The following is a 15,368-nucleotide window of genomic DNA, read 5'->3' as shown; positions in this document are numbered from 1 at the left end:
GTCAGAGCGTGCGCCGTCCATAGGGGTAGTCGGGCAGGACCGAGCGCACGGCGAGCGCCCGGAAATAGATCAGGAGAAAGGCCTCGAAGCTCGTGTTGTAGACGCCGCGCCCCTCGATCAGCCCGCCCATTAGCACCAGGAAGGCGGCGAGCGCGGCGGCGAGGGATTCGGGCGTGCGCATGCGGAACGGGGCGACGAAGGCGACATAGAACAGGGCGCCGACATAGGCGGCGAGGCCGAGATAGCCGCCTTCGCCGATCGCCATGATATAGGAACTGTGCGGCTGTCGGATGGCGCCGAAGGGCAGGAGCAGGTCGAACAGACGGTCCGAAATGGCCGATCCCGGCGAAAAGGCGCCGGGTCCGCGCCCGATCAGCCAATGGCCCTGAACCTCGTCCAGATACATCGACCAGATCACCGTGCGCCCGGTCAGGGTCGGGTCGCGGCCGAGCGCGGTGGTGACGGGCTCCCAGAGGTAGAGCGTGGCGACGACGAGCGCGAGCACCGTGCCGATCAGGAGGCCGGAGCCGAGCGCGGTGGACAGGCGGGCGCGGATCAGCGTCGCCAGAAGCGCGAAGAAGCCGAGCGCCCCGAGGCTCACCGCCAGCGAGCCGGCCGAGCCCGACATGACGAGGCAGATGGCCGAGAGGGCGAACAGGGTGCCGGCCTTGAGCGGCCCCATCGTCGGCAGCGCGAAATAAGCGATCACCAGCGCCCACATGGCGGCAATGCCGAGGCTGTTCTTGCGCTGGAACAGCCCGCGCCAGACCATGTCGAACCCGTAGAGATGCGTGCCCCAGTCGGGAAACACGACGCTGACGACGAGCGATCCCGCCAGCATCGCGAACAGCGTCCAGAACAGGATCTTGAGCGACTGGCGCGGCGGCAGCATCAGCCCGCAGGTCGCCGCCCCGAAGGCCATCAGGAACCAGAACAGGAGCGTGCGCACGGAAGTGACGAGGGAATCGCCGAGTGGGGTCGCCAGAACGCCGATCAGCAAAAACGCGCCGAACGGGGCCAGGACCTGGGCCAGGGTCCGGCCCGAGCGGGTGTAGAGGTAGACCGCCGTGCAGGCGGCGATCGCGGCCCAGGTCAGGTAGCGGAAGGGCACGGAAAAGGGCGCGCCGCCCTCAAGGTTCTTTTCCGACAGGTCCAGGCTCGCCCAGTACCAGGCGGTGCTGAACTGGATGAGGCAGATCAGGAACAGGGCGTGGTAGGCACCGAAGCGCGAGGCAAGGCTGCCGAGCGAGAACCGGCTCCTGAACTCGGGTGAGGCGCTCCACGTCGTCATTGGAAATCTCCTTGGGCCTGCCCGCAAGAGCGCCCCGATCATGTCACGGATGGGGCCACGGGTGAAAGCCGGCCGGCTCCGGCCTTCGCACGGCCGGCGAGGCCATCGAGCCGTTTCGCACTGCGGCAATGACGCGGCGGGGGCGCGAAGGCAAGCCTTCGGCCGCCTCAGTCGTTCCAAGCAGGTGCTTTCTCGATCCTAGACGTTGGCTTCCCTCAGGGTCAGGACCGGGAGTCTTGATGGGCGCCCGGCGAGGGGCAGTGACGCCGTTCGACACCACCGGTGGCCCAAACGTCGCTTTGCGCCGCCGCGACCATTCTATCGCGCTGCGGTCGCTTGACATTCCCCTTGGGGAATACAAAACATCACCCTTAACGAAGGCTTGACGATTTGGGAGCGATTTGCCGGGTTCGGGTCTGCAGGGTCTTGCTAGGCTGAACCGGAGGTTGCTTTCGTCTTCGAGGTTTCGCCTCTGCATCGCTCGTTCCGGCACCGCGCCGGAAGGGCGGCGGCAGACCCGAAAGCCATCGAAACGAGCTAGAGCCAGCCGGCGGCGCCGGGTGCGGTCTTCGTTCGTCATCTTGCCTTGCAGCGTTTCGAAAGGCCCCACCGGGCCTTCGGTTCTTTGCGCCTGAATTCATCTGTATTATAAATCCATAAGGATATCTCATGGCCACCGACCCGACCCTTCAGGCGACGCTGAACCTGATTCTGGGCACCGCCGGCGACGACCGTCTCCTCGGCACCAGCGCCTCGGACCACATCGAGGGCCTCGACGGCAACGACACGATCTACGGCTTCGGTGGCAACAACACGCTGATCGGCGGCCTCGGCAACGACGCCCTCTACGGCGGCGACGGCAACGACCTCATCAACGGCAACAGCGGCAACGACCTCCTGTTCGGCGGCGCGGGCAACGACACGCTGTACGGCAGCGCGGGCAACGACACGCTGAACGGCGCGGCTGGCGACGACCACCTCTATGGCGGCACCGGCAACGACCTTCTGCTCGGCGGCAGCGGCAACGACCAGCTCTTCGGCGGCGAGAACAACGACGTTCTCTATGGCGACGCGGGCAATGACAGCCTGTTCGGCGGCATCGGCAGCGACAAGCTCTTCGGCGGAACGGGCGACGACAAGCTCTATGGCGAGGCCGGCAACGACACGCTCTTCGGCGGGGACGGCAACGACACGCTGGTGGGCGGCGTCGGCAACGACAATCTCCAGGGCGACGGCGGCAACGACCTGATCCATGGCGACGACGGCGACGACTCGATCTACGGCGGCGACGGCAACGACACGATGACCGGCGGCCTCGGCAACGACACGATCAACGGCGGCACGGGCGAAGACCTGCTGAACGGCGGCGACGGCAACGACAATCTCTACGGCGCGGCCGGCAACGACACGATCAGCGGCGGCACGGGCAACGACCTGATCGACGGCGGCACCGGCAACGACGTGCTCTATGGCGATGCAGGCAACGACATCATCAACGCGGGCGACGGCGACGACAAGCTGTTCGGCGGCTTCGGCGACGACATCCTCATGGCCGGCCGCGGCAACGACACGCTGACCGGCGGCGAAGGCAAGGACCAGTTCTGGTTCGAGGCTAATTTCGGCAACGACCGCGTTCTCGACTACAAGGAAGGCGAGGACACGATCGGCTTCCGCAACGGCGTCTTCGCGGACGCGGCCGACGTTCTGGCCCATGCCGCGCAGGTCGGCAATTCGGTGGTCATCACCACCGACACCAACGACACGCTGGTTCTGGCCGGCGCCAAGCTCGCCGACATGACCACGTCGGACTTCTTCTTCTTCGCCTGATCGAAGCGAAGCGGCCTTCGGGCCGAACCTGACGACTCAGGGGTCGGGCGCGCGAGCGTCCGGCCCTTTTCGTGCGCCGAGGCTGACATGAGGGCAGGGCGCTCCAACGCAAAACGCGCCGCTCCTTATGGGAAGCGACGCGTTTCGTATCGGTCCAAGCCTGCCCGTGAAGGTCGGGCGGGCGAAAAGCCTGAGAGGCTTAGCTGTCCATCTTCAGGGCGGCGATGAAGGCTTCCTGCGGAATGTCGACCTTGCCGAACTGGCGCATGCGCTTCTTGCCCTCCTTCTGCTTGTCGAGGAGCTTGCGCTTGCGCGAGGCGTCGCCGCCATAGCACTTGGCGGTCACGTCCTTGCGCAGGGCCGAGATCGTCTCGCGCGCGATCACCTTGCCGCCGATCGCCGCCTGGATCGGGATCTTGAACAGGTGGTTGGGGATCAGCTCCTTGAGCTTCTCGCACATGGCGCGCCCGCGCTTCTCGGCCTGGGTCCGGTGAACCAGCATGGACAGGGCGTCCACCGGCTCGGCGTTCACCAGCACCGTGAGCTTGACGAGATCGCCCTCGCGATAGTCGGCGAGCTGGTAGTCGAACGAGGCATAGCCCTTGGAGATCGACTTCAGCCGGTCGTAGAAGTCGAACACGACCTCGTTGAGCGGCAGCTCGTAGCTGACCATGGCGCGCTTGCCGACATAGGACAGGTCGGTCTGCACGCCGCGCCGCTCCTGGCAGAGCGTCAGGATGTTGCCGAGATAGTCGTCCGGCGTCAGGATGGTCGCCTTGATCCAGGGCTCGTAGATCGCCTCGATCTTCATCGTGTCCGGCATGTCGGCCGGGTTGTGCAGCGGGACCGTGGTGCCGTCGATCAGCTTGATGTCGTAGACGACGGAGGGGGCGGTCGCGATCAGGTCGAGATCGAACTCGCGGCTGAGGCGCTCCTGGATGATTTCCAGATGGAGAAGCCCGAGGAAGCCGCAGCGGAAGCCGAAGCCGAGCGCGGCCGAGCTTTCCATCTCGAAGGAGAAGCTGGCGTCGTTGAGGCGCAGCCGGCCCATGGCGGCGCGCAGATCGTCGAAGGCGGCGGCGTCGGTCGGGAACAGGCCGCAGAACACTACGGGCTGGGCCGGCTTGAAGCCGGGCAGCATCTCGGCGGTCTGGCGCTTGTCCTCGGTGATCGTGTCGCCGACGCGCGTGTCGGCCACTTCCTTGATCGAGGCGGTGATGAAGCCGATCTCGCCGGGGCCTAAGGCCTCCATGTTGATCATCTTGGGCGTGAAGACCCCGACCCGGTCCACCGGATACTTGGCGTCCGTGCCCATCATGCGGATGGTCTGGCCTTTCTTCAACTCGCCGTCGATGACGCGCACAAGCACGACGACGCCGAGATAGGCGTCGTACCACGAGTCCACCAGCATGGCTTTCAGCGGCGCCGAGCGATCGCCGGCCTTGGGCGCGGGCAGGCGCGTGACGATGGCCTCCAGAACCTCGTCGATGCCGATGCCGGATTTCGCCGAGATCATCACCGCGTCGGAGGCGTCGATGCCGATCACCTCCTCGATCTGCTCCTTCACCTTGTCCGGCTCGGCGGCGGGAAGGTCGATCTTGTTGAGGACGGGCACGATGTCGAGATCGTTGTCGAGCGCGAGATAGACATTGGCGAGCGTCTGCGCCTCGACGCCCTGCGCGGCGTCCACCACCAACAGCGCGCCCTCGCAGGCCGAAAGCGAGCGCGAGACCTCGTAGGCGAAGTCGACATGGCCCGGCGTGTCGATGAGGTTCAGGACGTAGATTTCCCCGTCCCGCGCCTTGTAGTGGAGGCGAACGGTCTGCGCCTTGATGGTGATGCCCCGCTCGCGCTCGATATCCATCGAGTCGAGGACCTGTTCCTTGCCCGCCATCTCGCGCGCGTCGAGACCGCCGGTCGTTTGGATCAGCCGGTCGGCGAGTGTGGATTTGCCATGGTCGATATGGGCGACGATGGAGAAGTTGCGGATGCGGGAAAGAGGCGTCTGGCTCATGACGCCCGCCTATATTGAATTTGATCCAAAATCGGAAATGAAATCGCGCTCTAGCCGCTCGGCACGAGGTCAAAAAGCGGCGGGCGAACCTGCGGCAAGCTCACCCGCGTGCCATCAGCGGAAGAAGAAGGGGCGCAGCCGCACGCCCACGACGTTGCCCGCGAAGGCCGCCACCATCCAGAGCCAGCCGTGTAGGCTGCCCGAGGCGATGCCGGAGAAATAGGCCCCGATATTGCAGCCATAGGCGATGCGCGCGCCATAGCCGAGCAACAGACCGCCGACAACCGCCGCCACCAGCGAGCGCAGCGGAATGCGAAGGCTGGGCGCGAAACGTCCGGCGAGGCCCGCCGCCAGCATAGCGCCCGCGATGATGCCGAAATCCATTACCGAGGTGACGTCGGCGAAGACGCTTTCCGACAGAGCCTTGGCATTGGCCGGCGTCTGCCAATAGGCCCAGGAGGCGGGGTCGAAGCCGATCACCGCCGCACCCTTGGCGCCCCAAAGCGCGAAGGCCGAGGTGATGCCCCAGGGCCGGCCTGCCAGCGCCAGCGTCACGAAGTTGAGAAGCGCCAGCGCCACGGCACCCGCCACCACGGGCCAAGGCCCACGGGCAAAGCGCGATAGACCCTGGCGGGGCGAAGGGGCCTCCTGTTCCAGCGCGCCGTGGCGCTGGCGCTCCACGAGAACGGTGAGCCCGGCGATGGCGGCAAAAAGCGCGAGCGAGAGGGCGATGCCACCCCCCGCGCCGAAGCTCTGCACCAGCGACACAGGCTCCAGGGCGGGCAAGCGCAGCCACCAGTCGAAATGCAAGGTGCCGAGCACCGAGCCGATGATGAAGAAGAGGAGCGTCACCAGCATGCGCGCATTGCCGCCGCCGGCGGTGAAGAGCGTGCCCGAGGCGCAGCCGCCGCCCATCTGCATGCCGATGCCGAAGATGAAGGCGCCGAACACGACGCCGGTGGAGAGCGGCGCGAGCGAGCCCTTCACCGGCAGGCCGAAGAGCGTGCCCGATGCGAGCACGGGAAAGAACAGGAGAACGGCAAGGGCGAGCATCACCATCTGCGCCCGCAGGCCCTTGCCGCGCCCGTCGAGAATGAAGATGCGCCAGGCCGAGGTGAAGCCGAAGGCGGCATGGTAGAGCACGAGGCCCAGCGCCCCGCCGAGCAGGAGCAGCGCGCCCTGGCGCGGGCCGTAGACCGTCCCCAGCGCCAGCGTGCCGAGGGCAAGCGCGATGGCGGCCGCGAGCGCCGGCGGGCGGATCGGCGGCGCGGAGAGGGCGGAAGCGGGCAGGGCGCGGCTCATGCCGGGACTCCTTTCGGGGAGCGGACTAAGGGCGAGTCGATGGCTGACCGTAAGGTGGCCTTGTCTTCTCGTAAGCGCCAAGGATGGCATTCCAAGATGGCTCGCGCGGCTGCAACGAAATTGCGCGAGAAGATGGCCGGGAGAAAATGCATTCCACTGGGAGGGACTGACACATCTCTTTGGAAGACTGTCGAGAGTGGCGCAGACTCATAAGAGAGCGAAGCGCAGCCGATGCGGTGGCGCAGGCGTAAGCCTTCCTAGCGACGCAAGCGGGAAAGGCTGGATCAACCGGCTCAGTGAGTTTTATCGGCGTTCTGAAGGCGCGGACACACACACCAGCCTCGCGGCGGATCGCCTTTCAGCCCGGCCGAGTGCCGAGCGCCACGATTTCCTCCGCCGTGAGTTCGCGCACCGCGCCCTTGGGCAGGTCGCCGAGCGAGAGGGCGCCGATCCGCACGCGCACGAGGCGCAGCGTTTCCAAGCCAATGGCGGCGAGCAAGCGGCGGATATGGCGGTTGCGCCCTTCGCCGAGCACGATCTCCAGCCAGGCGGACTTGTCGCCCCGCCGCAGCATCTCGGCGGAAACGACGCCGAGCCATTCGCCGCGATCCTCGACGCCGGCACGAATCCGGCTCATCACGGCCTCGTCCGGCAGCCCGTCCACCTGCACGTGGTAGGTCTTGGGGCAGTGGCTTTCGGGGTCGAGCAGGGCTTGCGCGAACGCGGTGTCGTTGGTGAAGAGCAGCAGCCCCTCGCTCGCCTTGTCGAGCCGGCCGACCGACGAGACATGCGGCAGGTCCAGCCCATCCAGGCAGCGAAACACGGTGTCGCGCCCCTGCGGATCGTCGCGCGTCGTCACCAGCCCGCGCGGCTTGTTCAGCATCAGGACGACGCGCCGCTCCGCCTCCACCGGCTGTCCGTCGACGCTGACGCGCATCGTGGCAGGGTCGGTTCGGTGCTCGGGGTCGCGCACGACCCGCCCGTCCACGCTGACGCGCCCCTCGCGCACCAGCGCCTCGCCCTGCGTGCGCGAACAATAGCCGAGCTTGGACAGGACGCGCGCCAGCCCATGGCCGGTGCGCGCGCCAGAATTTGGAAGGCGCGGCTGGGGCCGGGCGGCGCCGGGGCGCGGCGTGGGCCGGCGTGTCACGGGAGGCTCTGGCGAAGCGGCATGGGCGGCTTCGTATCGCGAAGAGGCTCCATGCGCCAGTTGGGTCGAGCGATCTTCGCTCAGCCCGCCGCGTGGCGGCGCTCGGCCTCGGGCGGCTCGGGCGGGGCGGCGCCGTTCGGCTCCTCTCCGCTCAGCGCCAGGAGAGACTGGATGCGCTTGGCGAAGGCCTTGGGCTTTTCCTGGAGCAGGCGCTCGCAGCGGTGGATGGCGCTGGCGCGAAGCTCGCTCTGATGCCGGTCGAGAAGCGCCAGGACCACGTCGAGATCGGCCCGCGCCCCGAAGCTTTCGGGATCGGCCGCCATTTCCGTGCGCAGCACGGCATAGTCGTGGTCGCGCCCGAGTTCCTCGGCCGCCGTCTCGGCCTCGACGCGCAAGGGGGCGAGGGCCTCGGGCCAGGCCGGTTCCAGCAGCTTGAAATGCATGGAGAGATATTTGATGCGCTTGCGCAGGTCGTGGAAGGCCTCCGCCTCGCCCTTGGCCAGGGCGATGCCCAGATCGGCCTGGGCGCGGGCGTAATTGGCGCGCAGACCTCGGCGCAGAACGGCCTCCTGGCGCTTGGGCGGCAGGCGGAAGCTCTCCGCCGTTTCGCGCCCTTCCTCCAGCGCCGCCACCGTCTCCGCCACATGCGAGCCGTCGTCGCCGAGCGCGGTCTGGGCGCTGTCGCGCTTCAGCTCCAGCGCGGTGCGCACCACGGCGAAGGATTGCGTTTCGACATCGCCGGCAAAGCGCTGCTCCAGCCCGTCCAGCGCCTCGATCAGCGCCGTGCGGTCCCGCACACCCGACAGGAGCCGGGCGGCGTCGCGGAAGCGGACATTCTCTTTCGCCGCATAGGTCGGGGCGCCGGTGCGCACGAGGCGAAGGAGGCCGCGCAACTTCTTCATGCGCTTGCGCGCCTCGTGGACGCTCTCGTGCCGGTCGCCGTCCTCGTCCGTCAGGTCGCGAATGGCCTTCTCGATCTGCTCGCCCGCGATGCGGCGCAGATTGGCGTCGAGGGGCGAGCGGGGGTTGAAGCGATAGGCCATAGCTGTCCCGTGCTGTTGCGGTTCAAGTTGCGGCTAAGGGCGGGCGTTCGGCCAGCGCCAGCGCGGCGTTGGTGTAGCGCCCGTCCTCGCTCACCTCGTCCCCCAGCCAGTCCGGCCGGGCGAAGGGATGATCCTCGTCGGGCAGTTCGATCTCGATCAGGACGAGGGGCGCGAGATCGCCGGAAAACACGTCGACCTCCGCCGTCAGCGCGCCGAGCGGCACGCGGTAGCGCCGCTTGCGCAGCACGGCGCCGAGATGCGCCGCTTCCAGATCGTGAGCGTCGGCCAGCGGGATCTCGTATTCGAACTCGCCCCGGCGCATCCCGATGCCGCTCTTGACGGTCAGAAGCGCCTGGGTCTCGTTCTTGATCCGCACGCGCAGGCTGAGCCCTTCGCGCACGGCGAGATAGAACTGCCGGATCTCCGTTCCCTCGTCGGCCGCCTCGCGCCAAGCCTCGCCGCGTGACAGGAATTTGCGTTCGATTTCGGTGCCCATGGTCGGAGAATGGCGTATCCCGGCGGGAAGGAAAGAGGGGCATGGGCGGATTCGCGGCCTTTGGCGGCCCATCTCCGCCAGACTACGCAAGCGGTAGGACAGGACGATGACGGATTGGACGCGCGAGCGGGCGAAGACATTTCTGGAAGGCGTGTTCGGAGCGGCGGTGCGCAGCGCCGACCCGAAGGCGGTGCTCGCCGGCTTCCTGCCGGACAAGCCGAAAGGGCGCTGCGTCGTGGTCGGCGCCGGCAAGGCGGCGGCACTCATGGCGGCGGCGGTGGAGGAGGCGTGGCCCGATGTCGAGATCGGCGGCGTCGTCGTCACGCGCTACGGACACCGCGCCCCGACGCGGCGCATCGAGGTGCTGGAGGCCGCCCATCCCGTTCCCGATGCGGCGAGCGAGGCGGCGGCGCGGCGCATCCTGGCCGAGGTGCAGGGGCTCGGGCCGGACGATCTCGTGCTGGTTCTCATCTCGGGCGGCGGCTCCGCGCTCATGGCCCTGCCGGCCGAAGGGCTGACGCTGGAGGACAAGAAGGCGGTGAACCGCCTGCTTCTCCAATCGGGCGCGGGGATTTCCGACATGAACCGGGTGCGCCGGCGCTTGTCCGGCATCAAGGGTGGGCTGCTGGCGCGCGCGGCCGCGCCGGCCCGCGTCGTGACGCTGGCGATCTCCGACGTGCCGGGCGACGATCCGCGCACGATCGCCTCGGGGCCGACCGTGTTCGATCCCGAGGCTGGCGAGGATCTGAGCGCCCTAGCGGCGCGGCTCGGCCCCGGCCTGCCAGAGGCGGCGCGCCGGCGCCTTTCGGCCCCGGCCGAGCCGGGCGCGCCCTTTGCTGCCGACTATCGCCTGATCGCCACCCCGCAGATGGCGCTGGAGGCCGCCGCCGCGCGGGCGCGGCAGGAGGGCATCGCCGCGCTCATCCTGGGCGACGCGCTGGAGGGCGAGGCGCGGGAGGCCGGCATCCTCATGGCCGGCATCGCGCGCTCCGTGCGCCGGCACGGCCATCCCGCGCCCATGCCGCTGCTGCTTCTGTCGGGCGGCGAGACCACGGTGACGATCGGGCAGGAAAGGCCGGGGCGGGGCGGGCGCAACACGGAGTTTCTTCTGGCGCTCGCCGTGGCGCTGCGCGGGGAAGCCGGCATTCATGCGCTTGCGGGCGACACGGACGGGATCGACGGGACGGAGGATGCGGCCGGCGCCTTCGTCGCGCCGGACACGCTCGCCCGGGCGCTGAGCGCAGGGCTCGACCCGGTGGATGTGCTGGCGCGGCACGATAGCTACACGCTGTTCGACAAGCTGGGCGATCTCCTGCGCACCGGGCCGACCCTTACCAATGTCAACGACCTGCGTGCCATTCTCGTCGCCTAAGAGCGCCTAAGAAACCTCTGGGCGGAGGTTGGTCGAGGGGTTTCCGTCGGGGACGAGGAGCAAAGCTTAAGTGATGCAGGCGGCAGGGCCAAGCATTCGCGACGAAGTCCACGGCGGAAAGACCCGACCAGCCGACCCCACGAGGTATTGTTAGGTGCTCTAAGACCCGGCCCGTCGCGGTTTTTCGTTGGCCACGATCATGGGAGGGAACGATGGCGTCCCGCCGCACTTTCAGAAGCGATCGAAGCGAGGGATCGGCGCTTTTGTGCCGCGCGCCCGTCGCCCGAAAAGGAAGTGAACCATGGCCAAGATCAAGACCCTCGAAGACGCCTTCCACGAGACGTTGAAGGATGTGTTCTATGCCGAGAAGCAGTCGGTTCGCGCCTTGAAGAAATCCGCCAAGGCGGCGCAATCGAACGAGTTGAAGCAGGCCTTCCAGACCCATGCCGACGAAAGCCAGACCCAGGTCGAGCGCCTGGAGCAGGTCTTCGAGATCATCGGCCGCAGCGCGCGGGCCAAGACCTGCGAAGCCATGCAGGGCCTGACCGCCGAGATGGAGGAGGATCTGGAGGATTTCGGCGGGACCGACGCCGCCGACCAGGTTCTCATCGGCTGCGCGCAGGCGATGGAGCATTACGAGATCGCCCGCTACGGCCTGCTCAAGACCTGGGCGACCAAGCTCGGCTATGACGACGCGGCCGCCCTGCTCGACCAGACGCTGCAGGAAGAGAAGAAGACCGACGAACTCTTGAGCGAGATTGCCGGCGGGCTCGATTATGCCCGTCCCGAGGCGGCCGTCGCCTGACGCGCGAGCTCTTCAAGTCTGATCGATCGGCCCCGCGCGTCCCTAAGGACGGGCGGGGTCTATTGTTAGAGACCGGGGCGAGAGGTCAGTCCGTCTCGGCCTCGTCCAACTGCTGTGCCAGGACAGTCAGAAGCACGTCGGCGCCGAAGGCGGGATCGCGCTCTGGCAGATGGATGCGGCGAACGGAAACGCCTGCGATCGGGACCGACGAGGGCTCGGGCAGGCGCTCTAAGGCTTCGCGGGCGAAGAGGTCCACCACGAGATCCACCCGCGCTTCGCCGGCGAAGGGTTGCCGGAGAAGGCCGACGCCGCGAATCTCGATGAGACCGGCGATGGCGGGCGGCGCGCGCCCGAACACGGCTTCGCCCCGCACGTCGAGAAGCACCTGATCATCCGCCACCAGCCGGGCGTGATGGCCCGCCGCCTCCGCCCGGCGCAGAAGCGAGACGGCCAGCGAGGATTTGCCCGCGCCCGACGCACCCCGGATCAGCACGCCCCGCCCGTCCACCAGCACCAGCGTCGCGTGGAGATTGGGCGGGCTCATTCCTCGGCCGGCAGCGAGACGGTGAAGCGCGCCCCCGCCAGCGCGCCGTCGGGGCTGGAGATGTTCTCGGCCTCGATCGTGCCGCCATGGGCCTCCACGATCTGGCGCGAGATGGAAAGGCCGAGGCCGGAATTCTGGCCGAAGGACTCGGCGCCCGGCCGGTCGGTGTAGAAGCGCTCGAAGATGCGGTCGATCTTCTCGGCCTGGATGCCGGGTCCGTTGTCCTCGACGGTCGCGATCACGCGCCTGTTGTGCCGGCGAAGGCGGATCGTGATCGTCCCTCCCGTCTCGGGAACGAAGGAGCGGGCATTGTCGATCAGGTTGGTGAAGACCTGGCTGAGGCGCAGATCGTGCCCGGCGACCTTGTAGGTCTTGCCGGCCGGCAGGGGGCTGAGCTGAAGCTCGATCCGGGTGTCGCGCCCTTCCTTCAGATGCGCCCGCGCGCCGTCCACCACCGAGCCGATGAGGGCGGCGAGATCGACGCGGCCCATGACCTCGCGCGCCAGCTCCGCGTCGAGCCGCGAGGCGTCGGCAATGTCGGTGATCAGCCGGTCCAGCCGCTTCACGTCGTGCTGGATCACCGCAAGCAGACGCTCGCGCGAGTTCTCGTTGCGCGCCAGCGGCAGGGTCTCGACGGCCGAACGAAGAGAGGTGAGCGGGTTCTTCAGCTCGTGGCTGACATCGGCGGCGAAGCTTTCGATTGCGTCCATGCGGGCATAGAGCGCGTTGGTCATGTCGCGAATGGCGGAGGCGAGATGGCCGACCTCGTCGGCCCGGTCCCCGAAATCGGGGATTTCCTCGCGGGCGTTGACGCCCCTGCGAACGCGGATCGCCGCCGCCGACAGGCGCCGCAGCGGCGTCGCGATGGTCGAGGCGAGGAGGATCGACAGGACCACGGTGACGAGGGCGGCCACCGCGAAGGTGCGCACGATCGCCATGCGCTCGGCCTGGACGATCTTGTCGATGTCGCCGCCCTGCGTGGACAGGAGCAGGACGCCCAACACGGCGCGGAAGCGCTGGATCGGCACGGCGACGGAGACGATCAGCTCGCCGTTCTCGGTGGAGCGCACGACGGTGGAGGGGCCACCCGTCAGCGCACTCATGACCTCCGGGTAGGTCGCGCCCGAGCCGCCCGGCGTTTCGCGGTAGACCGGCAGGTCGCCATGGCCGAACAGGCGCGCCGCCTGAGTGCCCAGCCATTCCATCGTGCTCTCGTCTTCCTTCTCCACCGGGGGCAGGGCGTAGCGAAGGATTTGGCCGCGCGAGTAGAGATGGCGCGAGTCGAGAATGAGATTGGCGTCGCGGTCGTAGAGCCGCGCCCGCGTGCGCGTCGGTGAGATAAGCCGGCGAAGCAGCGGCGCGACACGCTCGGGATTGATCGGAAAGTCGAGCGATTCCGACAGGTCGGGATTGGGCTGGAGCGTGGAGCCGGCTTGCATTTCCAGAAGCCGCTCGGGGTCGAGCGTGATCGAATTGGTCTCCACCGTGGCGGAGGAGGCGATGGCCCCGGCGATGATCTCACCCTGCGTCAGCAGGCTTTCGACGCGCGCGTCGATCAGCCCGGCGCGAAACTGGTTGAGATAGAGAATGCCGGAAACGAGGACGATCAACGCGACGAGGTTGAGAAAGACGATGCGCCGCGTCAGCGAGGAGAAGATGGAATGGCCGAGCAGCCAGCGCAGCCGGATCAGGCTGCGGCGCACGAAGGGCACGCGCCGCCAGCGCGGGCGCGACGAGGCGACCCGCCGCTGGGGCGGGCGCTCGGTCTCGCTGTCGGTCGTGCTTGCGGACAAGACGGCTTCCGTTCCGGTTCCGCCGTGGGGCGCTTCGCTCACACTTCGCGGAAGCGGTAGCCCACGCCGTAGAGCGTTTCGATCATGTCGAAATCGTCGTCGATCGCCTTGAACTTCTTGCGCAGGCGCTTGATGTGGCTGTCGATCGTGCGGTCGTCGACATAGACCTGCTCGTCATAGGCCGCGTCCATCAGCGCGTCGCGGCTCTTCACCACGCCCGGCCGCTGCGCCAGCGAATGCAGGATCAGGAATTCCGTGACGGTCAGCGTCACCGGCTGGCCCATCCAGGTGCAGGTGTGGCGCTCCTGGTCCATCACCAGTTGCCCGCGTTCCAACGAGGATTCCGGCAGCGGGCCGGTCTTGGCGCCAGGGGCGGAAGCGTCGCGCGGCTGGCCGCGCCGCAGGATGGCCCGCACCCGTTCCACCAGGAGGCGCTGCGAGAAGGGCTTTCGGATATAGTCGTCGGCGCCCATCTTGAGGCCGAACAGTTCGTCGATCTCTTCGTCCTTGGACGTGAGGAAGATCACCGGCAGGTCCGACTTCTGGCGCAGGCGGCGCAGAAGCTCCATGCCGTCCATGCGCGGCATCTTGATGTCGAAGATCGCCAGATGCGGAGGATGAGCGGACAAGCCCTCCAGCGCCGAAGCGCCGTCGGTGTAGGTCTCGACGCGATAGCCCTCGTTCTCGAGCGCGATCGAGACCGACGTCAGAATGTTCCTGTCGTCGTCCACCAGCGCAATCGTCGGCATGAACTTCCAACTCCATGTTCGTCCGCGAGGCGGAAGGGGTCTCCCGCTCGGACGGTGCCGTCCTGTGTCCGTCGCCCCCAAGGCCTTCGGAATCGATCCCTCCGGCCCGGTCGCAAGGCCGAAAACGATTCGGCCTAGCCAAGTGCTTTGACAGTCAAATGTGGCGTTCGTGACACTTTTTCAAATGTGGCCGGCGAAAGCGAGCGCTTTCGCGTGAAGCGGAACCTCATAGAACAGACGCGCGCAACGGCTTTAGTGGAGCGATGACAGGCCCAATGGAGTCTGCGGGAACGAAAACGGCCGGCGCGAAGCCGGCCGTGTGTCGATCGGAACCGGCCTTACCTCAGAGCGAGACCTTGACGTTCTCCGTCGTGTCGGGCTGCGGCTTCTGGCCGACATAGGCCTTGGCGAACTCCCAGGCCTGGGTCAGCTTGTTGGAGGTCACGTCCCAGATCTCGGCCTGCGAGGGGGAGACCACGAGCACGCCGACATTCGGCCCGTCCTTGCCCTCCGGCATCCAGGCCTCGGCCTCGTCGTCCCAGATCTCGTCGATCAGCGCGCGGTCCTGGCTGACGCGTGCCGCGCCGGACACGGCGACATATTCGTCCGTCTGCACGAAGCTGAGCGCGACCTGCGACTCGGCCTCGACCTCGTCCACCTTATGGGACGTGACGTCGGTGAGGAAGAGGATCTCGCCGCGCTGACGCGAGATGTAGGGGGCCATCGGGCGCGAGCGCAGCCGGTTGCCGTCGCGCGTCGTCACCATGCAGGTCGAGAAGTCTTCGGCCATGTCCCAGAACTTGTCGATCGCTTGCTCAGCCATGCGGTCTTTCCTTTTTAGCCGTTTGATCGGGCTCGGGTAACGCCCATGATGGGCATCAACGCCGCACGCGCGAAAAGGTGCCGCGCCCTCCCGATGCGGCAGGTGCGAAAAAAATTTGACACGGCAGAGAGGGTAAAAACCGGGGTTGAACCGATTTAG

General features: G+C 67.4%; 13 protein-coding genes. 3 read left to right on the top strand and 10 right to left on the bottom strand.

Features of this window, described 5'->3' with window-relative positions; translation table 11 throughout:
- Nucleotide 1: 1 nt before the first annotated feature.
- Entirely contained in the window at nucleotides 2–1,291 is a 1,290-nt protein-coding gene (locus M673_RS01270; RefSeq protein ID WP_061972985.1) for an O-antigen ligase family protein, read from the bottom strand.
- Nucleotides 1,292–1,960: 669 nt separating this feature from the next.
- Here M673_RS01270 and M673_RS01265 point away from each other — a divergent pair.
- Entirely contained in the window at nucleotides 1,961–3,118 is a 1,158-nt protein-coding gene (locus M673_RS01265) for a calcium-binding protein (RefSeq protein WP_061972983.1), read from the top strand.
- Between the two features lie 199 nt (nucleotides 3,119–3,317).
- On the opposite strand, the gene lepA is transcribed toward M673_RS01265, so the two are convergent.
- The 5 genes from lepA to M673_RS01240 form a co-directional block, all read right to left on the bottom strand.
- Nucleotides 3,318–5,132, bottom strand: a complete 1,815-nt coding sequence (lepA, locus tag M673_RS01260) for a translation elongation factor 4 (protein WP_061972982.1) — start codon at nucleotides 5,130–5,132, stop codon at nucleotides 3,318–3,320.
- 114 nt (nucleotides 5,133–5,246) lie between these two features.
- The gene (locus tag M673_RS01255) at nucleotides 5,247–6,434 is read right to left on the bottom strand and encodes a YeeE/YedE family protein (protein WP_061972980.1); all 1,188 of its coding nucleotides are present in this window, start codon (nucleotides 6,432–6,434) and stop codon (nucleotides 5,247–5,249) included.
- A gap of 358 nt (nucleotides 6,435–6,792) precedes the next feature.
- On the bottom strand, nucleotides 6,793–7,584 hold the full coding sequence (locus M673_RS01250) for a pseudouridine synthase (RefSeq protein ID WP_082639109.1): 792 nt from the start codon (nucleotides 7,582–7,584) through the stop codon (nucleotides 6,793–6,795).
- A gap of 80 nt (nucleotides 7,585–7,664) precedes the next feature.
- Complete coding sequence (locus tag M673_RS01245; RefSeq protein WP_061972978.1) at nucleotides 7,665–8,627, bottom strand: CHAD domain-containing protein; 963 nt, start codon at nucleotides 8,625–8,627, stop codon at nucleotides 7,665–7,667.
- Between the two features lie 22 nt (nucleotides 8,628–8,649).
- The gene (locus M673_RS01240; RefSeq protein WP_061972977.1) at nucleotides 8,650–9,123 is read right to left on the bottom strand and encodes a CYTH domain-containing protein; all 474 of its coding nucleotides are present in this window, start codon (nucleotides 9,121–9,123) and stop codon (nucleotides 8,650–8,652) included.
- Nucleotides 9,124–9,229: 106 nt separating this feature from the next.
- On the opposite strand from M673_RS01240, the gene M673_RS01235 reads away from it, so the two are divergent.
- The gene (locus tag M673_RS01235) at nucleotides 9,230–10,495 is read left to right on the top strand and encodes a glycerate kinase type-2 family protein (RefSeq protein ID WP_061972975.1); all 1,266 of its coding nucleotides are present in this window, start codon (nucleotides 9,230–9,232) and stop codon (nucleotides 10,493–10,495) included.
- A 301-nt stretch (nucleotides 10,496–10,796) separates the two neighbouring features.
- Nucleotides 10,797–11,300, top strand: coding sequence for a YciE/YciF ferroxidase family protein (locus tag M673_RS01230; protein ID WP_061972973.1), 504 nt, complete (start codon nucleotides 10,797–10,799; stop codon nucleotides 11,298–11,300).
- A gap of 85 nt (nucleotides 11,301–11,385) precedes the next feature.
- Here M673_RS01230 and M673_RS01225 read toward each other — a convergent pair whose 3' ends face one another.
- From M673_RS01225 to M673_RS01210, 4 genes are all read right to left on the bottom strand, one after another.
- Nucleotides 11,386–11,844 carry an HPr kinase/phosphorylase gene (locus M673_RS01225; RefSeq protein ID WP_061972972.1) on the bottom strand — a complete coding sequence of 153 codons (459 nt, stop codon included), beginning with the start codon at nucleotides 11,842–11,844 and terminating at the stop codon, nucleotides 11,386–11,388.
- Nucleotides 11,841–13,637: a sensor histidine kinase gene (locus M673_RS01220; protein WP_148639941.1), complete on the bottom strand. Its 1,797-nt coding sequence runs from the start codon at nucleotides 13,635–13,637 to the stop codon at nucleotides 11,841–11,843. Before M673_RS01220 ends, M673_RS01225 begins: the two co-directional genes overlap by 4 nt.
- Before the next feature lie 38 nt (nucleotides 13,638–13,675).
- Complete coding sequence (locus tag M673_RS01215) at nucleotides 13,676–14,386, bottom strand: response regulator transcription factor (RefSeq protein ID WP_061972968.1); 711 nt, start codon at nucleotides 14,384–14,386, stop codon at nucleotides 13,676–13,678.
- A gap of 343 nt (nucleotides 14,387–14,729) precedes the next feature.
- Complete coding sequence (locus M673_RS01210) at nucleotides 14,730–15,209, bottom strand: pyridoxamine 5'-phosphate oxidase family protein (protein WP_061972967.1); 480 nt, start codon at nucleotides 15,207–15,209, stop codon at nucleotides 14,730–14,732.
- Between the last annotated feature and the right edge of the window lie 159 nt (nucleotides 15,210–15,368).

The organism is Aureimonas sp. AU20, from assembly GCF_001442755.1.
Classification (GTDB): Bacteria; Pseudomonadota; Alphaproteobacteria; order Rhizobiales; family Rhizobiaceae; genus Aureimonas.
The sequence above is the reverse complement of the archived record's forward strand: the minus strand, read 5'-3'. Positions and strand labels throughout refer to the sequence as shown.

Coding starts and splice junctions, on each gene's coding strand:
- M673_RS01270 (WP_061972985.1), bottom strand. CDS start 1,291: ATGACGACGTGGAGCGCCTCACCCGAGTTCAGGAGCCGGTTCTCGCTC.
- M673_RS01265 (WP_061972983.1), top strand. CDS start 1,961: ATGGCCACCGACCCGACCCTTCAGGCGACGCTGAACCTGATTCTGGGC.
- lepA (WP_061972982.1), bottom strand. CDS start 5,132: ATGAGCCAGACGCCTCTTTCCCGCATCCGCAACTTCTCCATCGTCGCC.
- M673_RS01255 (WP_061972980.1), bottom strand. CDS start 6,434: ATGAGCCGCGCCCTGCCCGCTTCCGCCCTCTCCGCGCCGCCGATCCGC.
- M673_RS01245 (WP_061972978.1), bottom strand. CDS start 8,627: ATGGCCTATCGCTTCAACCCCCGCTCGCCCCTCGACGCCAATCTGCGC.
- M673_RS01240 (WP_061972977.1), bottom strand. CDS start 9,123: ATGGGCACCGAAATCGAACGCAAATTCCTGTCACGCGGCGAGGCTTGG.
- M673_RS01235 (WP_061972975.1), top strand. CDS start 9,230: ATGACGGATTGGACGCGCGAGCGGGCGAAGACATTTCTGGAAGGCGTG.
- M673_RS01230 (WP_061972973.1), top strand. CDS start 10,797: ATGGCCAAGATCAAGACCCTCGAAGACGCCTTCCACGAGACGTTGAAG.
- M673_RS01225 (WP_061972972.1), bottom strand. CDS start 11,844: ATGAGCCCGCCCAATCTCCACGCGACGCTGGTGCTGGTGGACGGGCGG.
- M673_RS01215 (WP_061972968.1), bottom strand. CDS start 14,386: ATGCCGACGATTGCGCTGGTGGACGACGACAGGAACATTCTGACGTCG.
- M673_RS01210 (WP_061972967.1), bottom strand. CDS start 15,209: ATGGCTGAGCAAGCGATCGACAAGTTCTGGGACATGGCCGAAGACTTC.